Origin of the sequence: Devosia sp. LC5 (assembly GCF_000735585.1) — a bacterium.
Classification (GTDB): Bacteria; Pseudomonadota; Alphaproteobacteria; order Rhizobiales; family Devosiaceae; genus Devosia.
Genome location: NZ_JNNO01000012.1, coordinates 87,543 through 105,906, shown reverse-complemented (window position 1 = coordinate 105,906; position 18,364 = coordinate 87,543). Strand labels below are relative to the sequence as shown.

The window sequence follows — 18,364 nt, the reverse complement described above, 5'->3', positions numbered from 1 at the left end:
GCAAAAATGCCCCGGAGTCTAGGGTTTGGGACAGTTTTATGACTTGTCCGGATCCAGCAGATCAGGCCGCCGCCGCCGCGTGAGCATGAGGCTTTGTTCGGCCCGCCATTTGGCGATTTTGCCGTGATCACCCGAGGTCAGCACGGCCGGAATATCGACGCCCTCGAATTGTTGGGGCCGCGTATAGTGCGGGTATTCGAGCTGGCCATTCTCAAAGCTCTCATCGGCATGGCTCTCCGCCTTGCCCAACACACCCGGAATAAGCCGTATAACGGCTTCCAGCAGCACCATGGCGGCAACTTCACCACCGGCCAGTACATAGTCGCCAATCGAGATTTCCTCGAGCCCACGGCCGTCGATAACGCGCTGGTCGATGCCCTCGAATCGTCCACAGATGATCACCGCGCCGGGACCAAGCGCCAATTGCCGCGCCTTTTGCTGGGTCAGCGGCGCACCGCGCGGCGACATCAGGATGCGGGGTCGCGGATCCCCGGAAGGGGAGACCGTGTCGATCGCGCTGGCCAGGATATCGGGTTTGAGCACCATGCCCGCGCCGCCACCCGAAGGCGTGTCGTCTACGGTGCGGTGCTTGTCAGTGGCAAAATCACGCAATTGGGTGGCCTTGAGCGACCACAGCCCGTCCGCCAACCCGCGGCCGAGCACGGATGCGCCTAGCGGGCCGGGGAACAGCTCGGGAAACAGCGTGATAATATCAGCGGAAAAACTCAATCGGGTTCTTCCTCGCCCGCTTCGGCATCAAGCGGCACAACGATGGTCAGATAGCCCTCGGCAAGGTGGATATCAGGCACCACGGCCTTGGTGAAGGGGTACAAATAGGTATCGCCCGATTGGGGATCGCGGATTTCAATCAAATCGCCGGCGCCGAAATTGGGCAGGGCCGAGACCTTGCCCAGCACCGTGCCGCTGTCGAGCCGGGCTTCAAGGCCGAGCAGGTCGGCGTGATAGAAGTCGTCTTCGTCCTCAGGCTCGGGCAGGCGGGCGCGGTCGATGAATAACGAGACCCCGTTCAGCGCCTCGGCGGCATTGCGGTCGGCAATGCCCTTGATGTTGGCGATGATCACATTCTTCTGTACGCGCAGCTTGGTGATGGTGATGGAGAGGCCCGGCCGGTCGGTGTCCAGCGGGCCATAATCGCCAATGGCGGCGGGGTCCTGGGTGAAGGGGGTGATGCGCACTTGCCCCTTGATGCCATGGGCGGCACCGATCTGGCCCATCAGGATGCGGTTGGTCTGGTCGCTCATGGTTGTTCCCGGCTTTTCTGGGCTGTTCCTAGCAGGCGGCGAGAGGAATGGGAATTCTCCGGCACAGGGAACCGCGCGATGGTTCCAACGATTGTGAGGGCAACAACACTGGAGCGCTGCCATGGCCAAGATTCTGACTTCCCGCGACGACATACGCCAATGGGTCGAGGCACGCGGCGGCAATCCCATGCTGATGGAAACACCCGATGGCACCGGCAGCCGTACCTTGCTGCAGCTGACCTTCGGCCAGCACGCTATCAATACCGATGGCAATGAGGGGCCGGATCGTGTTGGTGGCTTTCAACTGGTCAGCTGGGACGATTGGTTTGCCGCGCTCGAAGCGGCCAATCTGGCGCTGCGGGTGTCCGACGATCTGGCTGGCGGCAATGAAGCGGAGTTCGAATTTATCGAGCGGGCCGCACAGTAGACTCATCCTGAGCCCGTCGAAGGACGAAGTCGTGGCACTCAGGCGTCGGCGTAGCCCGACCTCGTGGTTCGACAAGCTCACCATGAGGTCTCCTGGCTAGTCATCTGCCTCCGCTGCTTCGATGGCTTCCATATCCTCGTCGGAAAAGCCGAAATGGTGACCCAGTTCGTGGACCAGCACATGGGTGACGACTTCGCCCAGCGTGTTGTCGTCGTTTTCGGCCCAGTAATCGAGAATGGCGCGGCGGTAGAGAAAGACCGTGTTCGGCAACTGCCCGGTCTGGGGCATGGCGCCGTCTTCGGTCATGCCGATGCCGGTGAACAAGCCCATCAGCTCGAAGGGGCTCTCCATGCCAAAGCCCTCGAGCACGTCATCCTCGGCAAATTCAGCCACCGAACAGGTGACGTCAGCCGCCAGCGAACGGAATGGCTCCGGCAGCGCTTCGAGGGCTGCTGTCGCCAAGGCTTCGATATCCTCGAGGGTGGGCGCAAAGCGCGCCCCCCAATCAGTCCCGCTTACTGCCACTCGCGGATGTCGACGAAGTGGCCGGCAATTGCCGCGGCTGCGGCCATGGCCGGAGACACCAGATGCGTGCGGCCCTTGAAGCCCTGACGGCCCTCGAAATTGCGGTTCGAGGTCGAAGCGCAGCGTTCCTGCGGCTTGAGCTTGTCGGGGTTCATGGCCAGGCACATCGAGCAGCCCGGCTCGCGCCATTCAAAGCCGGCATTGAGGAAGATCGTGTGCAGCCCCTCGGCCTCGGCCTGGTCCTTTACCAGGCCCGAACCAGGGACGACCATGGCATTGACGCCCGCGGCAACCTTGCGGTCGCCAATGACGGCTGCGGCGGCCCGCAGATCTTCGATACGGCCATTGGTGCAGGAGCCGATAAACACGCGCTCGACGGTGATGTCGGTGATCGGCGTGCCGGGCTTGAGGCCCATATAGTCCAGCGCCCGCCACTTGGAGGCGCGCTTGTTCTCGTCCTCGATCTCATCGGGGTTCGGCACGGCGCCGGTCACCGAAATCACGTCCTCGGGCGAGGAGCCCCAGCTCACGATCGGGGGTAGCTTGGCGGCGTCGAGAATGACGACCTTGTCGTAGACCGCACCTTCATCGGTATAGAGGGTCTTCCAATAGTCGAGCGCCATGTCCCAGGCTTTGCCGGTCGGCGCGCGATTGCGGCCCTTCACGTAGTTGAAGGTGGTTTCGTCAGGCGCGATCAGGCCGGCGCGGGCGCCGCCCTCGATGGTCATGTTGCAGACCGTCATGCGGCCTTCCATGGACAGCGAGCGGATGGCTTCGCCGGCAAATTCGATGACATGGCCGTTGCCGCCTGCCGTGCCGATCTCGCCGATGATGGCCAGGATAATGTCCTTGGCAGTGACGTGGGGCGGCAACTGGCCGTCCACGCGCACCAGCATGTTCTTGGCCTTTTGCTGGATCAGCGTTTGGGTGGCCAGCACGTGCTCGACTTCCGAGGTGCCGATACCATGCGCCAGGGCGCCAAAGGCACCATGGGTCGAGGTATGGCTGTCGCCGCACACAATGGTCATGCCGGGCAGGGTGAAACCCTGTTCGGGGCCAACGATGTGCACTATGCCCTGCCGCTTGTCGAAGGGGTCGAAATATTCGATGCCGAAATCCTTGGTATTCTCGGCTAAAGCCGCGATCTGGATCGCGCTTTCCGGGTCGGGATTGGGTAAGGAACGGTCGGTAGTGGGCACGTTGTGATCGACCACGGCCAGGGTGCGCTCGGGGTGGCGCACCTTGCGGTTGTTCATGCGCAGCCCTTCAAAGGCCTGGGGGCTCGTGACTTCGTGCACAAGGTGGCGGTCGATATAGAGCAGCGAGGTCCCATCCTCGTTGTTCTGCACCAGATGGTCGTCCCAGATCTTGTCGTAAAGCGTACGCGCCTTGGTCATTGCTTAGGTTCCGGCAGGAATACGAAGTTTGGAGCCGTTCTAAGCCGGGACGGGGCGAGGGTCAAGCACAACCGTACCGCTGGGTACGGCTGGCTATTCCGAAATCGTGCTTGGCTCGGCGCCAGGGGCCGTTGTCCGGGAACCGGACGGCTTGCTTCCCCGCTTGAGCAGGCGCCATGCGGTCAGCGGCAGCTCGACCAGGCCGGGCTTGGGGTCGCGCCAGGAGAAGGTGGCGAAGGTGCGTGTACGGCCGATTGAGCGCAGATAGTCACCCAGACGCAGCTTGCCCATGCCCACCAATTGCAGGGCAACCACGAAATCGCGCAGCATGAACATCCAGCCGACACCCGGGCGCGCCGTGGTCGGGGTGACGGTTTCTCCCGCGCTGAGCGCAGTCAGCATGGCGCCAAAATCCATGCCCGCCGCCTGGGCCAGGCCGAACCATGACCATGGCCGCGGATTGACGTCGAGCAGCTTGAGCTCGCCCGTGCGCGGGTCCTGCTTGAACTCGATTTCGCAGAGCCCGTGATGGTTGATCGAGGCGAGGAATGCCTCGCCCTTGGCCACCACATCGGCCTGCTCGACAGTTTCGACGAATGTCGAGGTGTAGCTGAACTCCACCGGAAACTGACGGGTTCGCCGCGCGGCGAAGCTGGCGCGGGACGTGCCGTTCCACCACACGCCGGCATAGGAAAACTGGGTCTCGCCACCACCAGGAATATATTCCTGAACAACGATGTGCTCCTTGCCCTGCAATTGCGCAGCTTGGGTAAAGAGGTCGATGAACTGGCTTGCGTTGTCAGCGCGCCAGGCCTTGGCGCGGGTGAAGCGATTAAGCGCAATGCGCATGGTGGGTTTGAGCACCACCGGAAACTCGATGCTGGCAGCAGTCGCCGCCAGATCGTCGCCCACCACATAAATGCGGGGCACTGCAATGCCCAGCTCGGCGGCGCGCTGATAGGTCAGCGCCTTGTCACAGGCCCATTGCAATTGCTCCCAATCGGGTAGCATGACCTGCAGCAGCGCAGAGAGCCGAGCATGTTCCTGGGCGACCAGTTTGACGTCCGCGTCGGCGGCCGGAATGAGCAGGTAGTTCTCGAGGCCGTTCTTGCGCACCAGGGCTTCGAGCGCCTCGATCGCGCCGGGGTTTTCGGCACCCGGCCATTCAGCCCAATGGTGCACGGCGTTCGAGAAACGCGGCAGCGGGGTGAAATTGGTGACGAACCAGATATCGAGTCCTTGCCCTGCCAGGCTGCGTGCCAGCGCGATGGCGCCGTGCGAACCGGCCAGGATGATTGCGCCTTTGGGGTGGGGGGATGTCATCGACATGCTCATGGTTCGCTTTTCACCAAATGTGTCCCGTGGGCGGCGCCGTCCTGTCCCCCCGAACGGGTCCGAAGCCGCAAAATACCAAAAATAGTGGGGTCGAGCCCCGTTTGGACCGTGCACTGCCAGCTCAATAGACTGTAAGCCAGCACACGGCTAAGTGAACTTACTATGGCCACTCCAATAACACCAAAGCTAGGCAACACGACAATCTGGGCCAGGATACTCGCCAGAGTGGTTAATCCGAAGATGGCTGCGTAGCGCTTTTCATGGCCGGTCAGCATCAATACTGAGCGCGACGGGCCGGTGGCGGCATCAGCCAGAAAGCCCACTGAAAGAATGATCAGCAAGATAGCGGCATTGCCATAGCTTTCCCCGAACAGGCTCATGATCGGCTCGCCGAAAAACACGAAGGCGAGGCAGGCCAGCAGCGAAAATATGAATCCGCCCCAGGTGCCCGCCGCCAGCAGCATTTGCGCCTTGTGCCGCTCGCCGGCATAGAAATGCCGGGCAATCGGAGGGGCGATCACAAGGGAAATGGCAAAGGCGAACAGCGTCATCAGCCCGCCGGTGCGGAAGGCGTTGAAATAGGCGCCCGCCTGTTCAGGGGCCAGTAATGCGCCAATGACGATCGTATCGGCATTGAGTGCGGCCGCATTGATGAAGCCGCCCAGCAGCAGCCAGAGGCTGATTTTGCCGCGTGCCCGCCAGAAGCCGGCAAGTCCGGCAAAGCCGAGCGGCAGCTGATAGCGCTCGGTTCGTGCCAATCCGTATTGGGTGGCAACCACCACCAACAGCAGCCCGGCGGCAAGCAGCAAGGCGCCCCAGCCGGGGAGCATGACGCCCGTGGCGGCGAGCGCCAGTGCCGCAAGCGGCAGGGCCAGGCGCCACAACACGTCGCGAGGGGCCAGTGCCGTCCAGATCGAGCCTTGCGTACGCAAAGCCGCCGAGGTGAATTCGCCCAGTGCCATGGGCAGGATCAACAAGGCCGCGGCATAGAGCGGCCAGCTCGGGGGCGTCCCACGCACCATATCGGCAATGGCCGCATAAAGGCACAACGCCGCCGCGACAACGAGACTGCCCAGGATGGTCAGCATGCTGCCGGCTCGCAGCGTGGTCTGGGCGGCGTTGCTGTCCTTCTTGGCCATGTCTTCGGCATAGAATCGCATTACTGCAGTCTGCTGGCCCATGCCGGCGCCGATCGCCAGCACAGTCGCCAGTGCCAGCCCAAAGGCGAAATAGCCATATTCGCTGACGCTCATGGTGCGCGCCAGCACGACAAAACCAATATAGGTGAGGCCGGCCGAGGCCAGCTTGATGGCGAGCGAAGCCAGCGATCGGGTCAAACCCGTTCGCAGCAGCGTCCCCAAAGCGCCCCTTTGCCTCAGCATGCGTATTCCTAGCACAGTAACCGGCGGCAGAAACCGGCCTGGCCAATGTGGCAGGTCTATCTCAAAAAGGTCTTACCGGTCCCGTTACAATTCGGTAACGCTGATTAGTGCCGGAAATGGCGCATCCCGGTCATCACCATGGCGATCCCCGCGGCGTTGGCAGCGGCGATCACTTCGTCGTCGCGCATCGAGCCGCCGGGCTGGATTACGGCAGTGGCGCCAGCGGCGACCAAGGCTTCAAGCCCATCGGCAAACGGGAAGAAAGCGTCCGACGCCACAACGGAACCCTGCGACAAGGCGCCTTCAATGCCGGCGGCCTTGGCCGCGTCAATGGATTTGCGATGGCCGGTCAGCGCGGAATCGACGCGGCTCATCTGCCCGGCGCCGATGCCAACAGTGGCGCCGTCTTTGACGTAAACGATGGCATTGGACTTGACGTGCTTGGCAACTTTGGCGGCGAGGCGCAGATCGGCCATTTCGGCGTCGCTCGGGGCTTTCTTGGTCACCACTTTGATATCGCAATCGTCGACATTGCGATTGTCGCGGGACTGGACCAGCAGGCCCCCCGCCACGGATTTGACCGTCAGGCCATCGGCTTTGGGATCGGCCAGGCCACCGGTCAGCAGCAGGCGCAGGTTCTTCTTGGCCGCAATAATGGCTTGGGCTTCCGGCGTGGCCGAAGGGGCGACAATCACTTCGGTGAAGACCTTGACGATCTCTTCGGCGGTTTCGGCGTCGATCTCGCGATTGGTGGCGACAATGCCGCCAAAGGCGCTGACCGGGTCGGTGCGCAGGGCATTTTTATAGGCAGTCACCAGATCGCCGGCCACGGCAACGCCGCAGGGATTGGCATGCTTGATGATGGCGACGGCGGCGCCCTGGGCGGGGTCGAATTCGCTGACCAGCTCGAAGGCGGCGTCGGTATCGTTGATATTGTTGTAGCTGAGCGTCTTGCCCTGCACCTGGGTGGCAGTGGCAACGCCCGGGCGGTTGTCGCCATTGGCGTAAAAGCCGGCCCATTGATGCGGGTTTTCGCCATAGCGCATGACTTCGCGCAGGGTGCCGGCGAAGCTGCGATAGGGAATTTCGGGATAGTCGATCGCCTTGGCGAACCAGGTTGAAATGGCGCTGTCATAGGCCGCGGTACGGGCATAGGCCTTGGCGGCCAATTTCTGGCGCAGCTCGAACGGCACGCCGCCACTGGTCTTGATGGCCTCGAGAATAGCCGGATAATCGGCGGGATCGACCACGACCGTTACATAGGCGTGGTTCTTGGCGGCAGAGCGCACCATGGCGGGGCCGCCAATATCGATATTTTCGATAATCTCGTCATAGGAGGCGCCCGAGGCGACGGTCTTTTCGAATGGATAGAGATTGACTGCAACCAGGTCGATGGAGCCGATTTCATGCTCTGCCATGGAGGCGGCATGGTCCGCCTTGTCGCGCACTGCCAGAAGGCCGCCATGCACCTTTGGGTGCAGGGTTTTAACCCGGCCATCCATCATTTCGGGGAAGCCGGTGAGGTCGGAAATCTCGCGCACCTTGAGGCCAGCATCGCTGATGAGCTTATGCGTGCCGCCGGTCGAGACCAGCTCCACGCCGGCTTCGCTCAGGCCCCGCGCAAAATCGGCCATGCCGGATTTGTCGAATACCGAAAGCAGTGCGCGCCCGACCTTGACCGTCTTGCTCATCAAAAATGTCCCGCAGAGAGAATGGAAATTCTGCGCGCTCGCTAGCACGAAGCGGCGGCGATGGGAACCATGCACTATTGTTCGAGCGTAAAGATCCAGGCGATCTCGCGGTCAGCGGCGGCTTCGGTCTCGAGCACCAGCTGACGCGTCTTGTGAAAACCGAGATAGGAGGATTGGCGCACGCTTTCCTCCTCATGGAAATCGGCGCCTTCCCACAAAAAGCTCCAGACCGCCCCATTGGGCAGCACCAACCGTACCAGGCCTTCGCCGGAAACACGCCGCACCATGACTTTGGGCGCCAGATGGAAGCGCACCGAGAGCAGCCCCGATGGCGTGCCATTGGCGATCATGCGGTCCTGCCCCACCAGCGTTGTGCCTTCGGCGAGCAGGGTCAGCCGGCGTTCCAGATCAACGCCATAGCGCTTGGCATAGCCGGTCGTGCCGAGCGTCAGCAGATGATCGGTCGCGTCGAGCGTGATGATCGGGGGCGTTCGCTCGGCGTCCTCGGCGTCGATGGAGGGCGCCGAATGCGCCACTGTCTGGCGGAACAGCGCCTGGCTTTCCGGCAGGTCGGCCGGAGCGGGGCCGCAGGAGCCCAGGATCAGTTCATTGCCATGGGAAAATTCAAAAGCCAATGCACTGGCATGGGCTTCGGCGTCGAACCCCTTGGGCGGCATGCGGCCGGAATCGGCGATCACCACCGCTTCGCCATTGCGCAGAATGCCATAGCCGCCCAGCAGCATGGAGCGCCGCTTGCGCAGCGGCGACAGCGCCTGCACGGCGATCAGCACGTCGTGGGGCAATTGTCCGGCGCCATTGAAATAGACCGGCTCGCCGTTTGACAGCGTCAGCGCGTCGAGGCTTTCATGCATGCGATCGATCTGAGCGCCCAGCTCGTTGCTTTCCTCGGTCTTGTAGCCGCCAGCGGCGCGGCGCACGCTGGCCAGCTCCACCAGCAGCTGCAATTGCAGCTTGGGATTGCGCGACAGATGCAGTCCATCGGCATCGAGCTGGCTGGCCAGGATCGTATTGAGCTTGGCGATGCGGGCCGGCACGTCGGTCTTGTCGTCCTGGTCGCAGATTTCGGCGCCGAGCAGGGCGATGGCGGCATAAAGCGCTTCGATGGGGTCGCTGGTCAGCGGCGCCCGCACTTTCAGGCTCTGGATTTGCGTGCCTAGCACGCGCTGGATGGTCTTGGCCTGTTCGGGATTGGCCCCGTCGAGCAGCAAAGGCAAATGCCGCAGCCAATTGAGCACGCGCTGTGCACAGAGTGCGGGGGCCCAGGTGTCGCGTTCGAACTGGGCTTCGCGGCTGATCCAGTCGAGCAACAGCACGCGGGCAAATTTGCGCTCGCCGGGGTCACGCACATCGCGGAAATGGCGCAGCCAGGAAAAGCCGTGCAGGTTGAGCCACCAATCCTGGTGTTCGGCCTCAAGCCCGAAGGGCGAGGTGCCGCCGGTTTCCACCAGCTTGGAAGCCAAAAGATAGCGGCCGCTCATCATGTCGCGCACGGCTTCGCGGTCGGAGGGACGGAATTCGGGCAGTTCGCCGGCAAAGGCGTCGTCGGCCAGCCCCCGCCAGGTCCAGCGCAAGACGGGCAGGGTCACGACAGTGTCGGCCAGGCCCAGAAACAGCCGGCGCAGCGCGAATCGAATCTGTCCGGACATCAAACCGCGCCCGCGCGCCGCGCGCCCGGGATCAGTCTCTTGCTAGTCAAAAACCTCAACAACCCAAATCCTTTGCGGTGCAACGTCCCCCGATCGTTGCCATTCGCCCCCATGCCGATTCTAGCGCCGGCGGCGGAATCGCGCCACGAAGAATCCGTCCATGCCCCCAGCCAATCCGCTCGGGCTCATGCCCGGATGGGTACGCACCAGCCCTTTGGGCGTCACCGCCTGCTCGAGACCAGGCAGATCGGCAGCCGAAACCGGGAACAATTCGAGCCCCGGCAGCGAATCAAGCGCCCAATCGACCTGCTCCTCGCCCTCGGCCGGCTCCAGCGAGCAAACGCAATAGAGCAGCACTCCATCAATATCGAGACAGCGGAAGGCATTGGTCAGCAAAGCCCGCTGCAGGCGGACGCGACCTGCAACGTCGCCCACCGAGCGATGCCAGATCACTTCGGGATGGCGGCGGAACGTGCCGGTGGCCGAACAGGGCGCGTCGAGCAGCACGCCAGAATAGAGCGAAGCAGGCGCAAAGGTGCCGGCATCCCCGACAATCGTTTCGGCGGTGTAGTCGAGCCGGGCGAGATTGCCCCGCAGGCGTTCCATGCGGGCGGCGTCACTGTCGAGCGCGGTGACGGCATAGCCGGCCTTGATCAATTGGGCGGTCTTGCCGCCCGGCGCAGCGCAGAGATCGAGTACGCGCGCGCCCGGTTGCAGCGCCAAGAGGCGCGCGGGGATGGCGGAAGCGGCGTCCTGCACCCACCATTGGCCCTCGGCATAGCCGGGCAGGGCCTCGACCGGGCGGTCGCGCTGTTCGATGCGCACGGTATCGGCCAGGGCGACCTGGGCGCCCAGAGTGTCGATCAGATCTGGATCATTGCTCTTGAGCGTCAGATCAAGCGGGGCGCCGGCGAGCAGGGCATCGGAAAAGCCATCAATGGCCGCTTCGCCATAGGCGTCCAGCCAGGTGTCGCCAAAGGTATCGGGGATCAGCAGGTCGTCGCTCAGCATGCCGAATTTGGCCGAATTGGCCTGGGCGCTGCGCAAGACGGCATTCATCAGGCCCGACAGATGCCGCGCCTTGGGGTCGCGCTTGGTGGCTTCGACGGCAAGGAACAGCGCGCTATGCGCCCCCAGATCGGGTAAAAACACCAATTGGGCCAGTGACAGGCGCAGAATGGCTTCGAATGTGCCGGACTTGGCGGGCATGCCCTTGTCGAGCACGGCATGGAGAATGAAGTTGAGCTGGCCCTGGCGGCGCAGGGCCGTGGTGATCAGCCGATTGGCCAGCGCGCGATCGCGCCCATCGGCCAGGTCAACCGCATTGAGGGGAACAAAATTGTCGCCCGCCAGAACGGCCTTGAGCCGCTGGGCGGCAACGAGACGGAGCTTGAGCCCCGCCGGTTCGGATTTTGGTGCCACGCTTACGATTTATCCCCAGGGACCATTTTGTCCGCCACCGTCGCCGGACCTTCCGGTGGGTGGCACGCGCCAGCCGCTCGTGCCGCTGCCACTTGCGTCGCGAGACGGCGATGCCGATGGCGAACGGGGCTGAGGCGCGGGGCCCTTATCGTTCACCTGCATCTCCGCTGCAAGCTTCTGCAAGGCGGCGATGCGATTGGCCGTGTCCGGGTGTGTGGAAAACAGGTTATCCATGCGCTGCCCCGAAAGCGGATTGATAATGTACATATGGGCCATGGCGGGGTTCCGCTCGGCCGCCATATTGACCGTTTGACGGGCGGCGCCGGCAATCTTGTTCAGCGCCGAGGCCAGGGCCAGCGGGTCGGCCGAAATCTCGGCGCCATGCTTGTCGGCCTCATATTCGCGGGTCCGGCTCACCGCCATCTGCACCACCATGGCGGCCAGCGGGGCGAGGAACACCATCAGCAAGGCGCCAATGCCGCCCAGCGGATTGTCGCGATTATTGCCGCCACCAAAGAACAGGCCGAACTGCGCCAAGGCCGAGATCGCACCGGCAAAGGTCGCCGTAATGGTCATGGTCAGCGTGTCGCGATTGCGGATATGGGCCAATTCATGCGCCACCACCCCCGCCACTTCGCGGGTTTCGAGCGCGCGCAGCAGGCCGGTCGACACGGCCACGGCCGCATTTTGCGGATTGCGGCCGGTGGCAAAGGCATTGGGCTGGTCGGATTGGATGACATAGACCGCCGGAGTGGGAATGCCGGCCCGCCGCGAGAGCGTATCGACCATGTCGTACAGTTCGGGCACCCGGCTGCGTTCGACCGGGACGGCGTTCTGCATGCGCAGCACCATCTTGTCGGAATTCCAGTAGCTGAACAGATTGGTGCCCGCCGCAAATAGCAGGGCGATCATCATGCCCCCGGTGCCGCCGATGAAATAGCCGACCACCATGAACAGGGCGGTTAGCCCGGCGATCAGGACGGCGGTACGAAACATGTTGAACATCGGAGCCTCTTGGGGTTCGTCTTTCCTGCAATTATGTTGTGACGGCGATGGTTTCATGCAAGGCGCATGACCATACCACAATCGGGAAGCCTGCAATGAGCGATGCAGAACAGAGTTCGGATGAGGGCGAACCCCGCCCGCCGCTGACCCCCGCCGCCCAGCGGGCGCTGGCGGAAGCGGAGGAACGCCGCCGCGCCATCGACGGCAAAACCGCCTTTGCCCCCAGGGAAAAAGGCGGCCGCGGCGGGCTCGAACCCGGCCGCTATGGCGATTGGGAAATCAAAGGCCTGACCAGCGATTTTTGAGTAGACCGCCCACTCCCAGTAGACCTCATGGTGAGCCTGTCGAACCACGAGGTCGCGCGAGTGGAGACATAAGTGCCACGACCTCGTCCTTCGACAAGCTCAGGATGAGGTCTGCTGGAGCGCTCTCGGGTTCCTAAAGCCGGGCCTTTTCGATGGCGGGCATCAGGTGATCGGTTACCGCCTGCGGCGTCAGCGGGCCGACATGCTTGAAGGTGATGATGCCGTCGGCATTGACCACGAAGGTTTCGGGCACGCCATAGACACCCCAGTCGATCGAGACGCGCCGGTCGCGGTCGGCGCCGACAGCATCATAGGGATTGCCCAGTTCGGCGAGGAAAGCGCGGGCATTTTCGGGCGCGTCGGATTGGTTGATTCCAAAGAGTCGGACCTTGGCGACATCCTTGAGCGCTTCGAGCAGCGGATGCTCGGCCCGGCAGGGCAGGCACCAGCTGGCAAAGACATTGACCACGGTGACTTCGCCCTTGAGCGCAGCAGTATCAAAGCCCGGCACGCCCAGTTCAGGCACTGCTTCCATGGCAAAGGCCGGCGCGGGCTTGTCGATCAGGACACTGGGCACCAGGCTGGGATCGCGATTCATGGACGAGGCAAAAATAGCGACCAGCGCGACCAGCAGCAGCAGGGGCAGGGCAAATAACACATAGCGCATCAGGCCGGACCCGCCGAGCGGCGGCGAATACCGCGGGCTTCCAGATCTGCCAGTTTTTTGGCGACACGCCGCGCATCGAGGCGGGTCCAGACAATCAGTGCGGCGACGGCCAAGGTTACCCCGGCATAGGCGGCGATGATGAAAATGGCGTGCGGCCCCAGATCAATCACGACTTGGCTCCCTGCGCGGCCTGCCGTTCCAGCGCCATGACGCGGCGGCGGCTCACTTCGGTATGCATGGCTTTCAGATGCAGCACCAGGAACAGGACTGTAAACGCGAAAAACATCACGAAAAGCGGCGTCAGGATGGAGAAGGGCATGCGCGGACCATCGGCACGGAACACGCTGGCGGGCTGGTGCAGTGTGCTCCACCAGTCGACCGAGAACTTGATGATGGGGATGTTAACAGCGCCCACAAGCGTAAACACGGCGATGACCCGGGCGGCGCGGAGCTGATCGTCAAAGGCCCGCCACAGCGCAATAATGCCCAGATAAATGAACAGCAGCACCAGGGTCGAGGTCATGCGCCCGTCCCATTCCCAGAACGTGCCCCAGGTGGGCCGGCCCCAGAGCGAGCCGGTGAACAATGCCAAAGCGGTAAAGGCCGCGCCCAACGGGGCTGCCGCCTTCATCGACACATCGGCCATGGGATGGCGCCAGACCAGCGAACCCAAAGCTGAAACCGCCATCACCGCATAGACGAACTGGCTGAGCCAGGCGGTGGGCACATGCACATACATGATGCGCACCGTGTCGCCCATTTGGTAATCCTGCGGCGAATTATAGAGGGCAAACCATAGGCCCAGGACGAACAGCAAGACGGTCAGGATGGTGAGCGGCCAGAGCAGCGGGCGGGTCCAGGCGACGAATTGCCCGGGATGGGCAATCCGGCTCCACCAGCTCTGTTTGGGTGTGGTTTGGATGGTCATGACATCAGCGCTCTAATCCTCGGCGGAGCTTATCGCAAGGGCGGCGGCAAAGGGAGCCAGCGCCACGGCCATGAGGCTCAATGCCGCAAGAAACAGCAGCGCGGCATTCGACTGGGTGGCGCTGATCGCCCCGGTGCCGAAGATCAACACGGGCACAGAGAGCGGCGCGATGAGAATGGGGGCGATGAGCCCGCCGCGCCTTATCGCCACGGTCACCGCCGCGCCAATGGCGCCGAAAGCGGCCAGTGCCGGGGTGCCCAGCAGCAGCGAGAGCACCATGCGCCAGAAGGCGGAAAAGTCCATGGCCAGCAGCACGGCGAGGATGGGGCTGGCAAGAATCAGCGGCAGCGCGGTCAGCAGCCAATGGGCGATCACTTTTGCGGCAATGATGGCCGGGAGCGGCAGCTCGGCATGGCGAAGCAGGATCAACGTGCCATCTTCATGATCGGGTCGGAACAGCCGATCGAGCCCCAGCAGCATGGCGAGGAAGGCCGCGATCCAGATAATGCCCGGCGCAATGCTCGCCAGCAGCGCCTTATCAGGGCCGACCGCAAAGGGCACGATGGCTCCGGTGATGATGAAGAACAGCACCAGCGTCAGCACATCACCGCCGCCGCGCAAAGCCAGTGCCAGTTCACGGCCGATAATGGCGGAAAACGCCCTCATGCGGCTTTGCCCAAAGCCAGGGTTTCCATACGGGCGGGATCGGGCAGGGTGATCGGATCATGGGTCGCGGCAATGGCGATGCCGCCGGCATCGAGATGGGCGTCGATCAGGTCGGTCACCAATTGATGGCCCTCGGTGTCGAGCGCCGCGGTTGGCTCATCGAGCAGCCAGACCGGCCGGTGAGTGACCAGCAGCCGCGCCAGCGCCAGCCGCCGGCTCTGCCCGGCCGAGAGATAGCCGGCATCGAGCATGGCCAGATCGCCCAGCCCGACGCGACCGAGTGCGGCTTCCACGCTATCGCCCGCCGCGCCATTGACCGCGGCCCAAAAACCCAGATTTTCCGCCACGCTGAGGCGCGGCTTGGTGGCGTTACGATGGCCGCAATAATGCAGCAGCGGCCCGGCCTCCGGGTCCGCCCCCTCGATGGCAAAAAAGCCAGCAAGCGGAGCGACTATGCCGGCCAGCGTCAGCAACAGCGTGGTCTTGCCCGTGCCGTTGGGGCCGCGCAAAAAAAGGCAGGTGCCGCCGGGCACGGCAAAGCTCATGTCATCGGCCAATGGCAGGCCGCCGCGACCACAGGCAAGCCCCTGCGCGCGCAGTACTAAGGATGGGTAGGCTTGCCTTTGCGTCATGACCCCATCTCGTATTGAACCAAAGGCAAGACTGGCAAGGGCAATCTTTAGTGTCTATAAGCCGTCACAGATTGGAGTCATTCCAGAAAAGGCGGCGCTATCCGGCGGATTTCGGGAGCTTTTCCGACTGCGCTTGTCGCGTCAGCAGCAATTCCAGCGAAGGGCGGAGCACCATGACGTCAGTAAACAGCTTCAAGTCCAAATCGACCCTTACGGTCGGCGGCAAGACCTATACCTATTATTCCATCGCCGAAGCCGAGAAGAACGGCCTCAAGGGCGTGTCGAGCCTGCCTCATTCGATGAAAGTGGTGCTGGAAAACCTGCTGCGTTTCGAAGACAACCGCACGGTCACCAAGGCCGATATCGAGGCCGTCGCCACCTGGCTGACGACCCGCACCTCCGAGCATGAAATTTCCTACCGTCCGGCCCGCGTGCTGATGCAGGATTTCACCGGCGTTCCCGCGGTGGTGGATCTGGCTGCCATGCGCGACGCCACGGCCAAGCTCGGCGCCAATCCGCAGAAGATCAATCCGCTGGTTCCCGTCGATCTGGTCATCGATCACTCGGTGATGGTGGATAGCTTCGGCACCGCGCTGGCCTTCGGTCAGAATGTCGAGCTCGAATATGAGCGTAATGGCGAGCGCTATGAATTCCTGCGCTGGGGTCAGTCGGCGTTCGATAATTTCCGCGTCGTCCCACCCGGTACCGGCATTTGCCACCAGGTCAATCTCGAATATCTGGCCCAGACTGTCTGGACCAAGGACGAGAATGGCGAAACCGTTGCTTATCCCGATACTCTGGTGGGCACCGATTCGCACACCACTATGGTCAATGGCCTGGCCGTGCTCGGCTGGGGCGTGGGCGGCATCGAGGCGGAGGCTGCCATGCTAGGCCAGCCGATCACCATGCTGATCCCCGAAGTGGTGGGATTCAAGCTCACCGGCAAGATCAATGAAGGCATCACTGCCACCGATCTGGTGCTGACCGTCACCGAAATGCTGCGCAAGAAGGGCGTGGTCGGCAAGTTCGTGGAATTCTACGGGCCGGGCCTTGATTACCTCAGCCTCGAAGACCAGGCGACCATCGCCAATATGGCGCCGGAATATGGCGCTACCTGCGGCTATTTCCCGGTCGATACGGATACGCTGAAATACCTCACCACCTCGGGCCGCGACCCGCAGCGTGTGGCGCTGGTGGAGGCCTATTCGCGCGCCCAGGGCATGTTCCGCGAGACCAGCTCGCCCGATCCGGTCTTTACCTCGACACTCGAACTCGACCTGTCGACCGTCGTACCCTCGCTCTCGGGCCCCAAGCGTCCGCAGGATCGCGTGGCCCTCAAGGATGCTGCTGCTTCCTTCGCCAAGGCTTTGCCCGAGCTGGCCGGTGGCCGCGCCGAACGCACCCGCCTGCCGGCGGACAAGCAGGAATCGCGCTTTGTCGATGAGGGCGCCACCGGCGTCGGCGACATTCCCGAGGATGCCGCTTTCCCGGTCAAGGGCGCGGAATATGGCCTTGATGACGGCCATGTGGTGATCGCCGCGATCACCTCCTGCACCAATACGTCCAATCCTTCGGTGCTGGTTGCTGCCGGCCTCGTCGCCCGCAAGGCGCGGGCGCTGGGGCTCAATTCCAAGCCCTGGGTCAAGACCTCGCTGGCCCCCGGCTCGCAGGTGGTCACCGACTACCTGACGGCCGCGGGCCTGCAGGAAGATCTGGACGCGCTGGGCTTTAACCTGGTCGGTTATGGCTGCACCACCTGTATCGGCAATTCTGGCCCGCTGCCTCAGGCGATTTCCGATTGCATCAACGAGAACAAGCTGGTCGCCTGCTCGGTGCTGTCGGGCAATCGTAACTTCGAGGGCCGCGTCAATCCTGACGTGCGCGCCAATTATCTGGCCTCCCCGCCGCTGGTGGTGGCCTATGCGCTGGCCGGCTCGCTCAATGTCGATGTCACCACCGAGCCGCTCGGCATTGGCAGCAATGGCCAGCCGGTCTACTTGAGGGATATCTGGCCTTCCAACCACGAGATCGCCGAGATCGTGCGCAAGCACGTGACCGCCGAAATGTTCCGCGCCCGCTATTCGGACGTGTTCAAGGGTGACACCAATTGGCAGGGCATCGCCGTCGATGGCGGGGAAACCTATAAGTGGAATTCGTCTTCCACCTATGTGCAGAACCCGCCCTATTTCGAAGGCATGTCGATGGAGCCCAAGCCCATCACCAATGTCGAAAAGGCCAAGGTGCTCGCCCTGTTCCTTGATTCGATCACCACCGACCACATTTCTCCGGCCGGCTCGTTCAAGGCATCGACCCCGGCTGGCAAGTATCTGGAAGAACGGCAAGTTGCGCCGCGGGACTTCAATTCCTATGGCGCCCGTCGCGGCAATCATGAAGTGATGATGCGCGGCACCTTCGCCAATATCCGCATCAAGAACCAGATGCTCGACGGCGTCGAAGGCGGCTACACCAAGGGCCCCGATGGCAGCCAGATGGCGATCTATGACGCCGCCATGGCCTATCAGGCCGCCGGCACGCCGCTGGTGATCTTTGCCGGCAAGGAATATGGCACGGGCTCCTCGCGTGACTGGGCTGCCAAGGGCACCAATCTGCTCGGCGTGCGCGCCGTCATCGCCCAATCTTTCGAGCGTATCCACCGCTCGAATCTGGTCGGTATGGGCGTCATCCCGCTGCAGTTCAAGGATGGCGAAAGCTGGCAGAGCCTGGGGCTCGACGGTTCGGAAACCGTTGATATCGAAGGCGTCACCGAGATCGCGCCGCGCGCTCAGGTCACCGTCAAGATCACCCGCGCCGATGGCTCGGTCCTCAATGTCGAGACCCGTTGCCGCATCGATACGGCCAATGAGCTCGATTACTACAAGAATGGCGGCATCCTGCATTACGTGCTGCGCAGCCTCGTCGCCGCGTAAAAGCTGCTTACATTGCCGAATTGGAAATGGCGGTCCCTCGGGGCCGCCATTTTCTTTGCACCGTGGCATGAAGGAAACGCTGGCGGCGTTTTTCCCGCTCTCACCCTCTTTTGACTGGCGGGGCTT

18 protein-coding genes are annotated in these 18,364 nt (G+C 62.9%); 3 read left to right on the top strand and 15 right to left on the bottom strand.

The window, feature by feature from the left end; translation table 11 throughout:
- Nucleotides 1-36: 36 nt before the first annotated feature.
- Together trmD and rimM are read right to left on the bottom strand one after the other, a co-directional pair.
- The gene (trmD, locus tag FF80_RS07940) at nucleotides 37-729 is read right to left on the bottom strand and encodes a tRNA (guanosine(37)-N1)-methyltransferase TrmD (protein ID WP_035099124.1); all 693 of its coding nucleotides are present in this window, start codon (nucleotides 727-729) and stop codon (nucleotides 37-39) included.
- Nucleotides 726-1,262 carry a ribosome maturation factor RimM gene (gene rimM / locus FF80_RS07935; protein ID WP_035099122.1) on the bottom strand — a complete coding sequence of 179 codons (537 nt, stop codon included), beginning with the start codon at nucleotides 1,260-1,262 and terminating at the stop codon, nucleotides 726-728. Before rimM ends, trmD begins: the two co-directional genes overlap by 4 nt.
- 121 nt (nucleotides 1,263-1,383) lie before the next feature.
- Between rimM and FF80_RS07930 the strand changes: the two genes are divergently transcribed.
- Complete coding sequence (locus FF80_RS07930) at nucleotides 1,384-1,689, top strand: hypothetical protein (protein ID WP_052153304.1); 306 nt, start codon at nucleotides 1,384-1,386, stop codon at nucleotides 1,687-1,689.
- Between the two features lie 96 nt (nucleotides 1,690-1,785).
- Here the strand turns inward: FF80_RS07930 and FF80_RS07925 are convergent, their stop codons facing one another.
- From FF80_RS07925 to htpX, 8 genes are all read right to left on the bottom strand, one after another.
- On the bottom strand, nucleotides 1,786-2,214 hold the full coding sequence (locus FF80_RS07925) for a metallopeptidase family protein (protein WP_035099121.1): 429 nt from the start codon (nucleotides 2,212-2,214) through the stop codon (nucleotides 1,786-1,788).
- Nucleotides 2,205-3,611 carry a 3-isopropylmalate dehydratase large subunit gene (gene leuC / locus FF80_RS07920; RefSeq protein WP_035099120.1) on the bottom strand — a complete coding sequence of 469 codons (1,407 nt, stop codon included), beginning with the start codon at nucleotides 3,609-3,611 and terminating at the stop codon, nucleotides 2,205-2,207. The genes FF80_RS07925 and leuC overlap by 10 nt, the downstream gene beginning before the upstream one ends.
- Before the next feature lie 93 nt (nucleotides 3,612-3,704).
- Nucleotides 3,705-4,934, bottom strand: a complete 1,230-nt coding sequence (locus FF80_RS07915) for an ATP-grasp domain-containing protein (RefSeq protein WP_152558302.1) — start codon at nucleotides 4,932-4,934, stop codon at nucleotides 3,705-3,707.
- 8 nt (nucleotides 4,935-4,942) lie between these two features.
- Nucleotides 4,943-6,328 carry an oligosaccharide flippase family protein gene (locus FF80_RS07910; protein WP_035099119.1) on the bottom strand — a complete coding sequence of 462 codons (1,386 nt, stop codon included), beginning with the start codon at nucleotides 6,326-6,328 and terminating at the stop codon, nucleotides 4,943-4,945.
- Nucleotides 6,329-6,432: 104 nt separating this feature from the next.
- Nucleotides 6,433-8,019 carry a bifunctional phosphoribosylaminoimidazolecarboxamide formyltransferase/IMP cyclohydrolase gene (gene purH / locus FF80_RS07905; protein WP_035099117.1) on the bottom strand — a complete coding sequence of 529 codons (1,587 nt, stop codon included), beginning with the start codon at nucleotides 8,017-8,019 and terminating at the stop codon, nucleotides 6,433-6,435.
- A 74-nt stretch (nucleotides 8,020-8,093) separates the two neighbouring features.
- Nucleotides 8,094-9,686 (bottom strand): heparinase II/III family protein, encoded by a 1,593-nt coding sequence (locus FF80_RS07900; RefSeq protein ID WP_035099116.1) that lies wholly within the window; start codon nucleotides 9,684-9,686, stop codon nucleotides 8,094-8,096.
- A gap of 120 nt (nucleotides 9,687-9,806) precedes the next feature.
- Nucleotides 9,807-11,108, bottom strand: coding sequence for an RsmB/NOP family class I SAM-dependent RNA methyltransferase (locus FF80_RS07895; RefSeq protein WP_052153302.1), 1,302 nt, complete (start codon nucleotides 11,106-11,108; stop codon nucleotides 9,807-9,809).
- Between the two features lie 9 nt (nucleotides 11,109-11,117).
- Entirely contained in the window at nucleotides 11,118-12,113 is a 996-nt protein-coding gene (gene htpX, locus FF80_RS07890; RefSeq protein WP_035099114.1) for a zinc metalloprotease HtpX, read from the bottom strand.
- A 95-nt stretch (nucleotides 12,114-12,208) separates the two neighbouring features.
- On the opposite strand from htpX, the gene FF80_RS07885 reads away from it, so the two are divergent.
- Nucleotides 12,209-12,418 carry a DUF1674 domain-containing protein gene (locus tag FF80_RS07885; RefSeq protein WP_035099113.1) on the top strand — a complete coding sequence of 70 codons (210 nt, stop codon included), beginning with the start codon at nucleotides 12,209-12,211 and terminating at the stop codon, nucleotides 12,416-12,418.
- Nucleotides 12,419-12,551: 133 nt separating this feature from the next.
- Here the strand turns inward: FF80_RS07885 and FF80_RS07880 are convergent, their stop codons facing one another.
- From FF80_RS07880 to ccmA, 5 genes are read right to left on the bottom strand one after another with little or no spacing between them, the layout of a single operon-like run.
- Entirely contained in the window at nucleotides 12,552-13,085 is a 534-nt protein-coding gene (locus tag FF80_RS07880; protein WP_035099112.1) for a DsbE family thiol:disulfide interchange protein, read from the bottom strand.
- Nucleotides 13,085-13,255 (bottom strand): heme exporter protein CcmD, encoded by a 171-nt coding sequence (gene ccmD / locus FF80_RS21330; RefSeq protein ID WP_348270320.1) that lies wholly within the window; start codon nucleotides 13,253-13,255, stop codon nucleotides 13,085-13,087. The genes FF80_RS07880 and ccmD overlap by 1 nt, the downstream gene beginning before the upstream one ends.
- Nucleotides 13,252-14,013, bottom strand: coding sequence for a heme ABC transporter permease (locus tag FF80_RS07875; protein ID WP_035099109.1), 762 nt, complete (start codon nucleotides 14,011-14,013; stop codon nucleotides 13,252-13,254). Before FF80_RS07875 ends, ccmD begins: the two co-directional genes overlap by 4 nt.
- 12 nt (nucleotides 14,014-14,025) lie before the next feature.
- Nucleotides 14,026-14,679, bottom strand: a complete 654-nt coding sequence (gene ccmB, locus FF80_RS07870; protein WP_035099107.1) for a heme exporter protein CcmB — start codon at nucleotides 14,677-14,679, stop codon at nucleotides 14,026-14,028.
- A complete protein-coding gene (gene ccmA, locus FF80_RS07865) occupies nucleotides 14,676-15,311 on the bottom strand; it encodes a heme ABC exporter ATP-binding protein CcmA (RefSeq protein WP_035099105.1) in 636 nt (211 codons plus the stop codon). The genes ccmB and ccmA overlap by 4 nt, the downstream gene beginning before the upstream one ends.
- Nucleotides 15,312-15,484: 173 nt before the next feature.
- Here ccmA and acnA point away from each other — a divergent pair, with 173 nt between their 5' ends.
- Entirely contained in the window at nucleotides 15,485-18,238 is a 2,754-nt protein-coding gene (gene acnA, locus FF80_RS07860; protein ID WP_035099103.1) for an aconitate hydratase AcnA, read from the top strand.
- The last annotated feature ends 126 nt before the right edge of the window (nucleotides 18,239-18,364 follow it).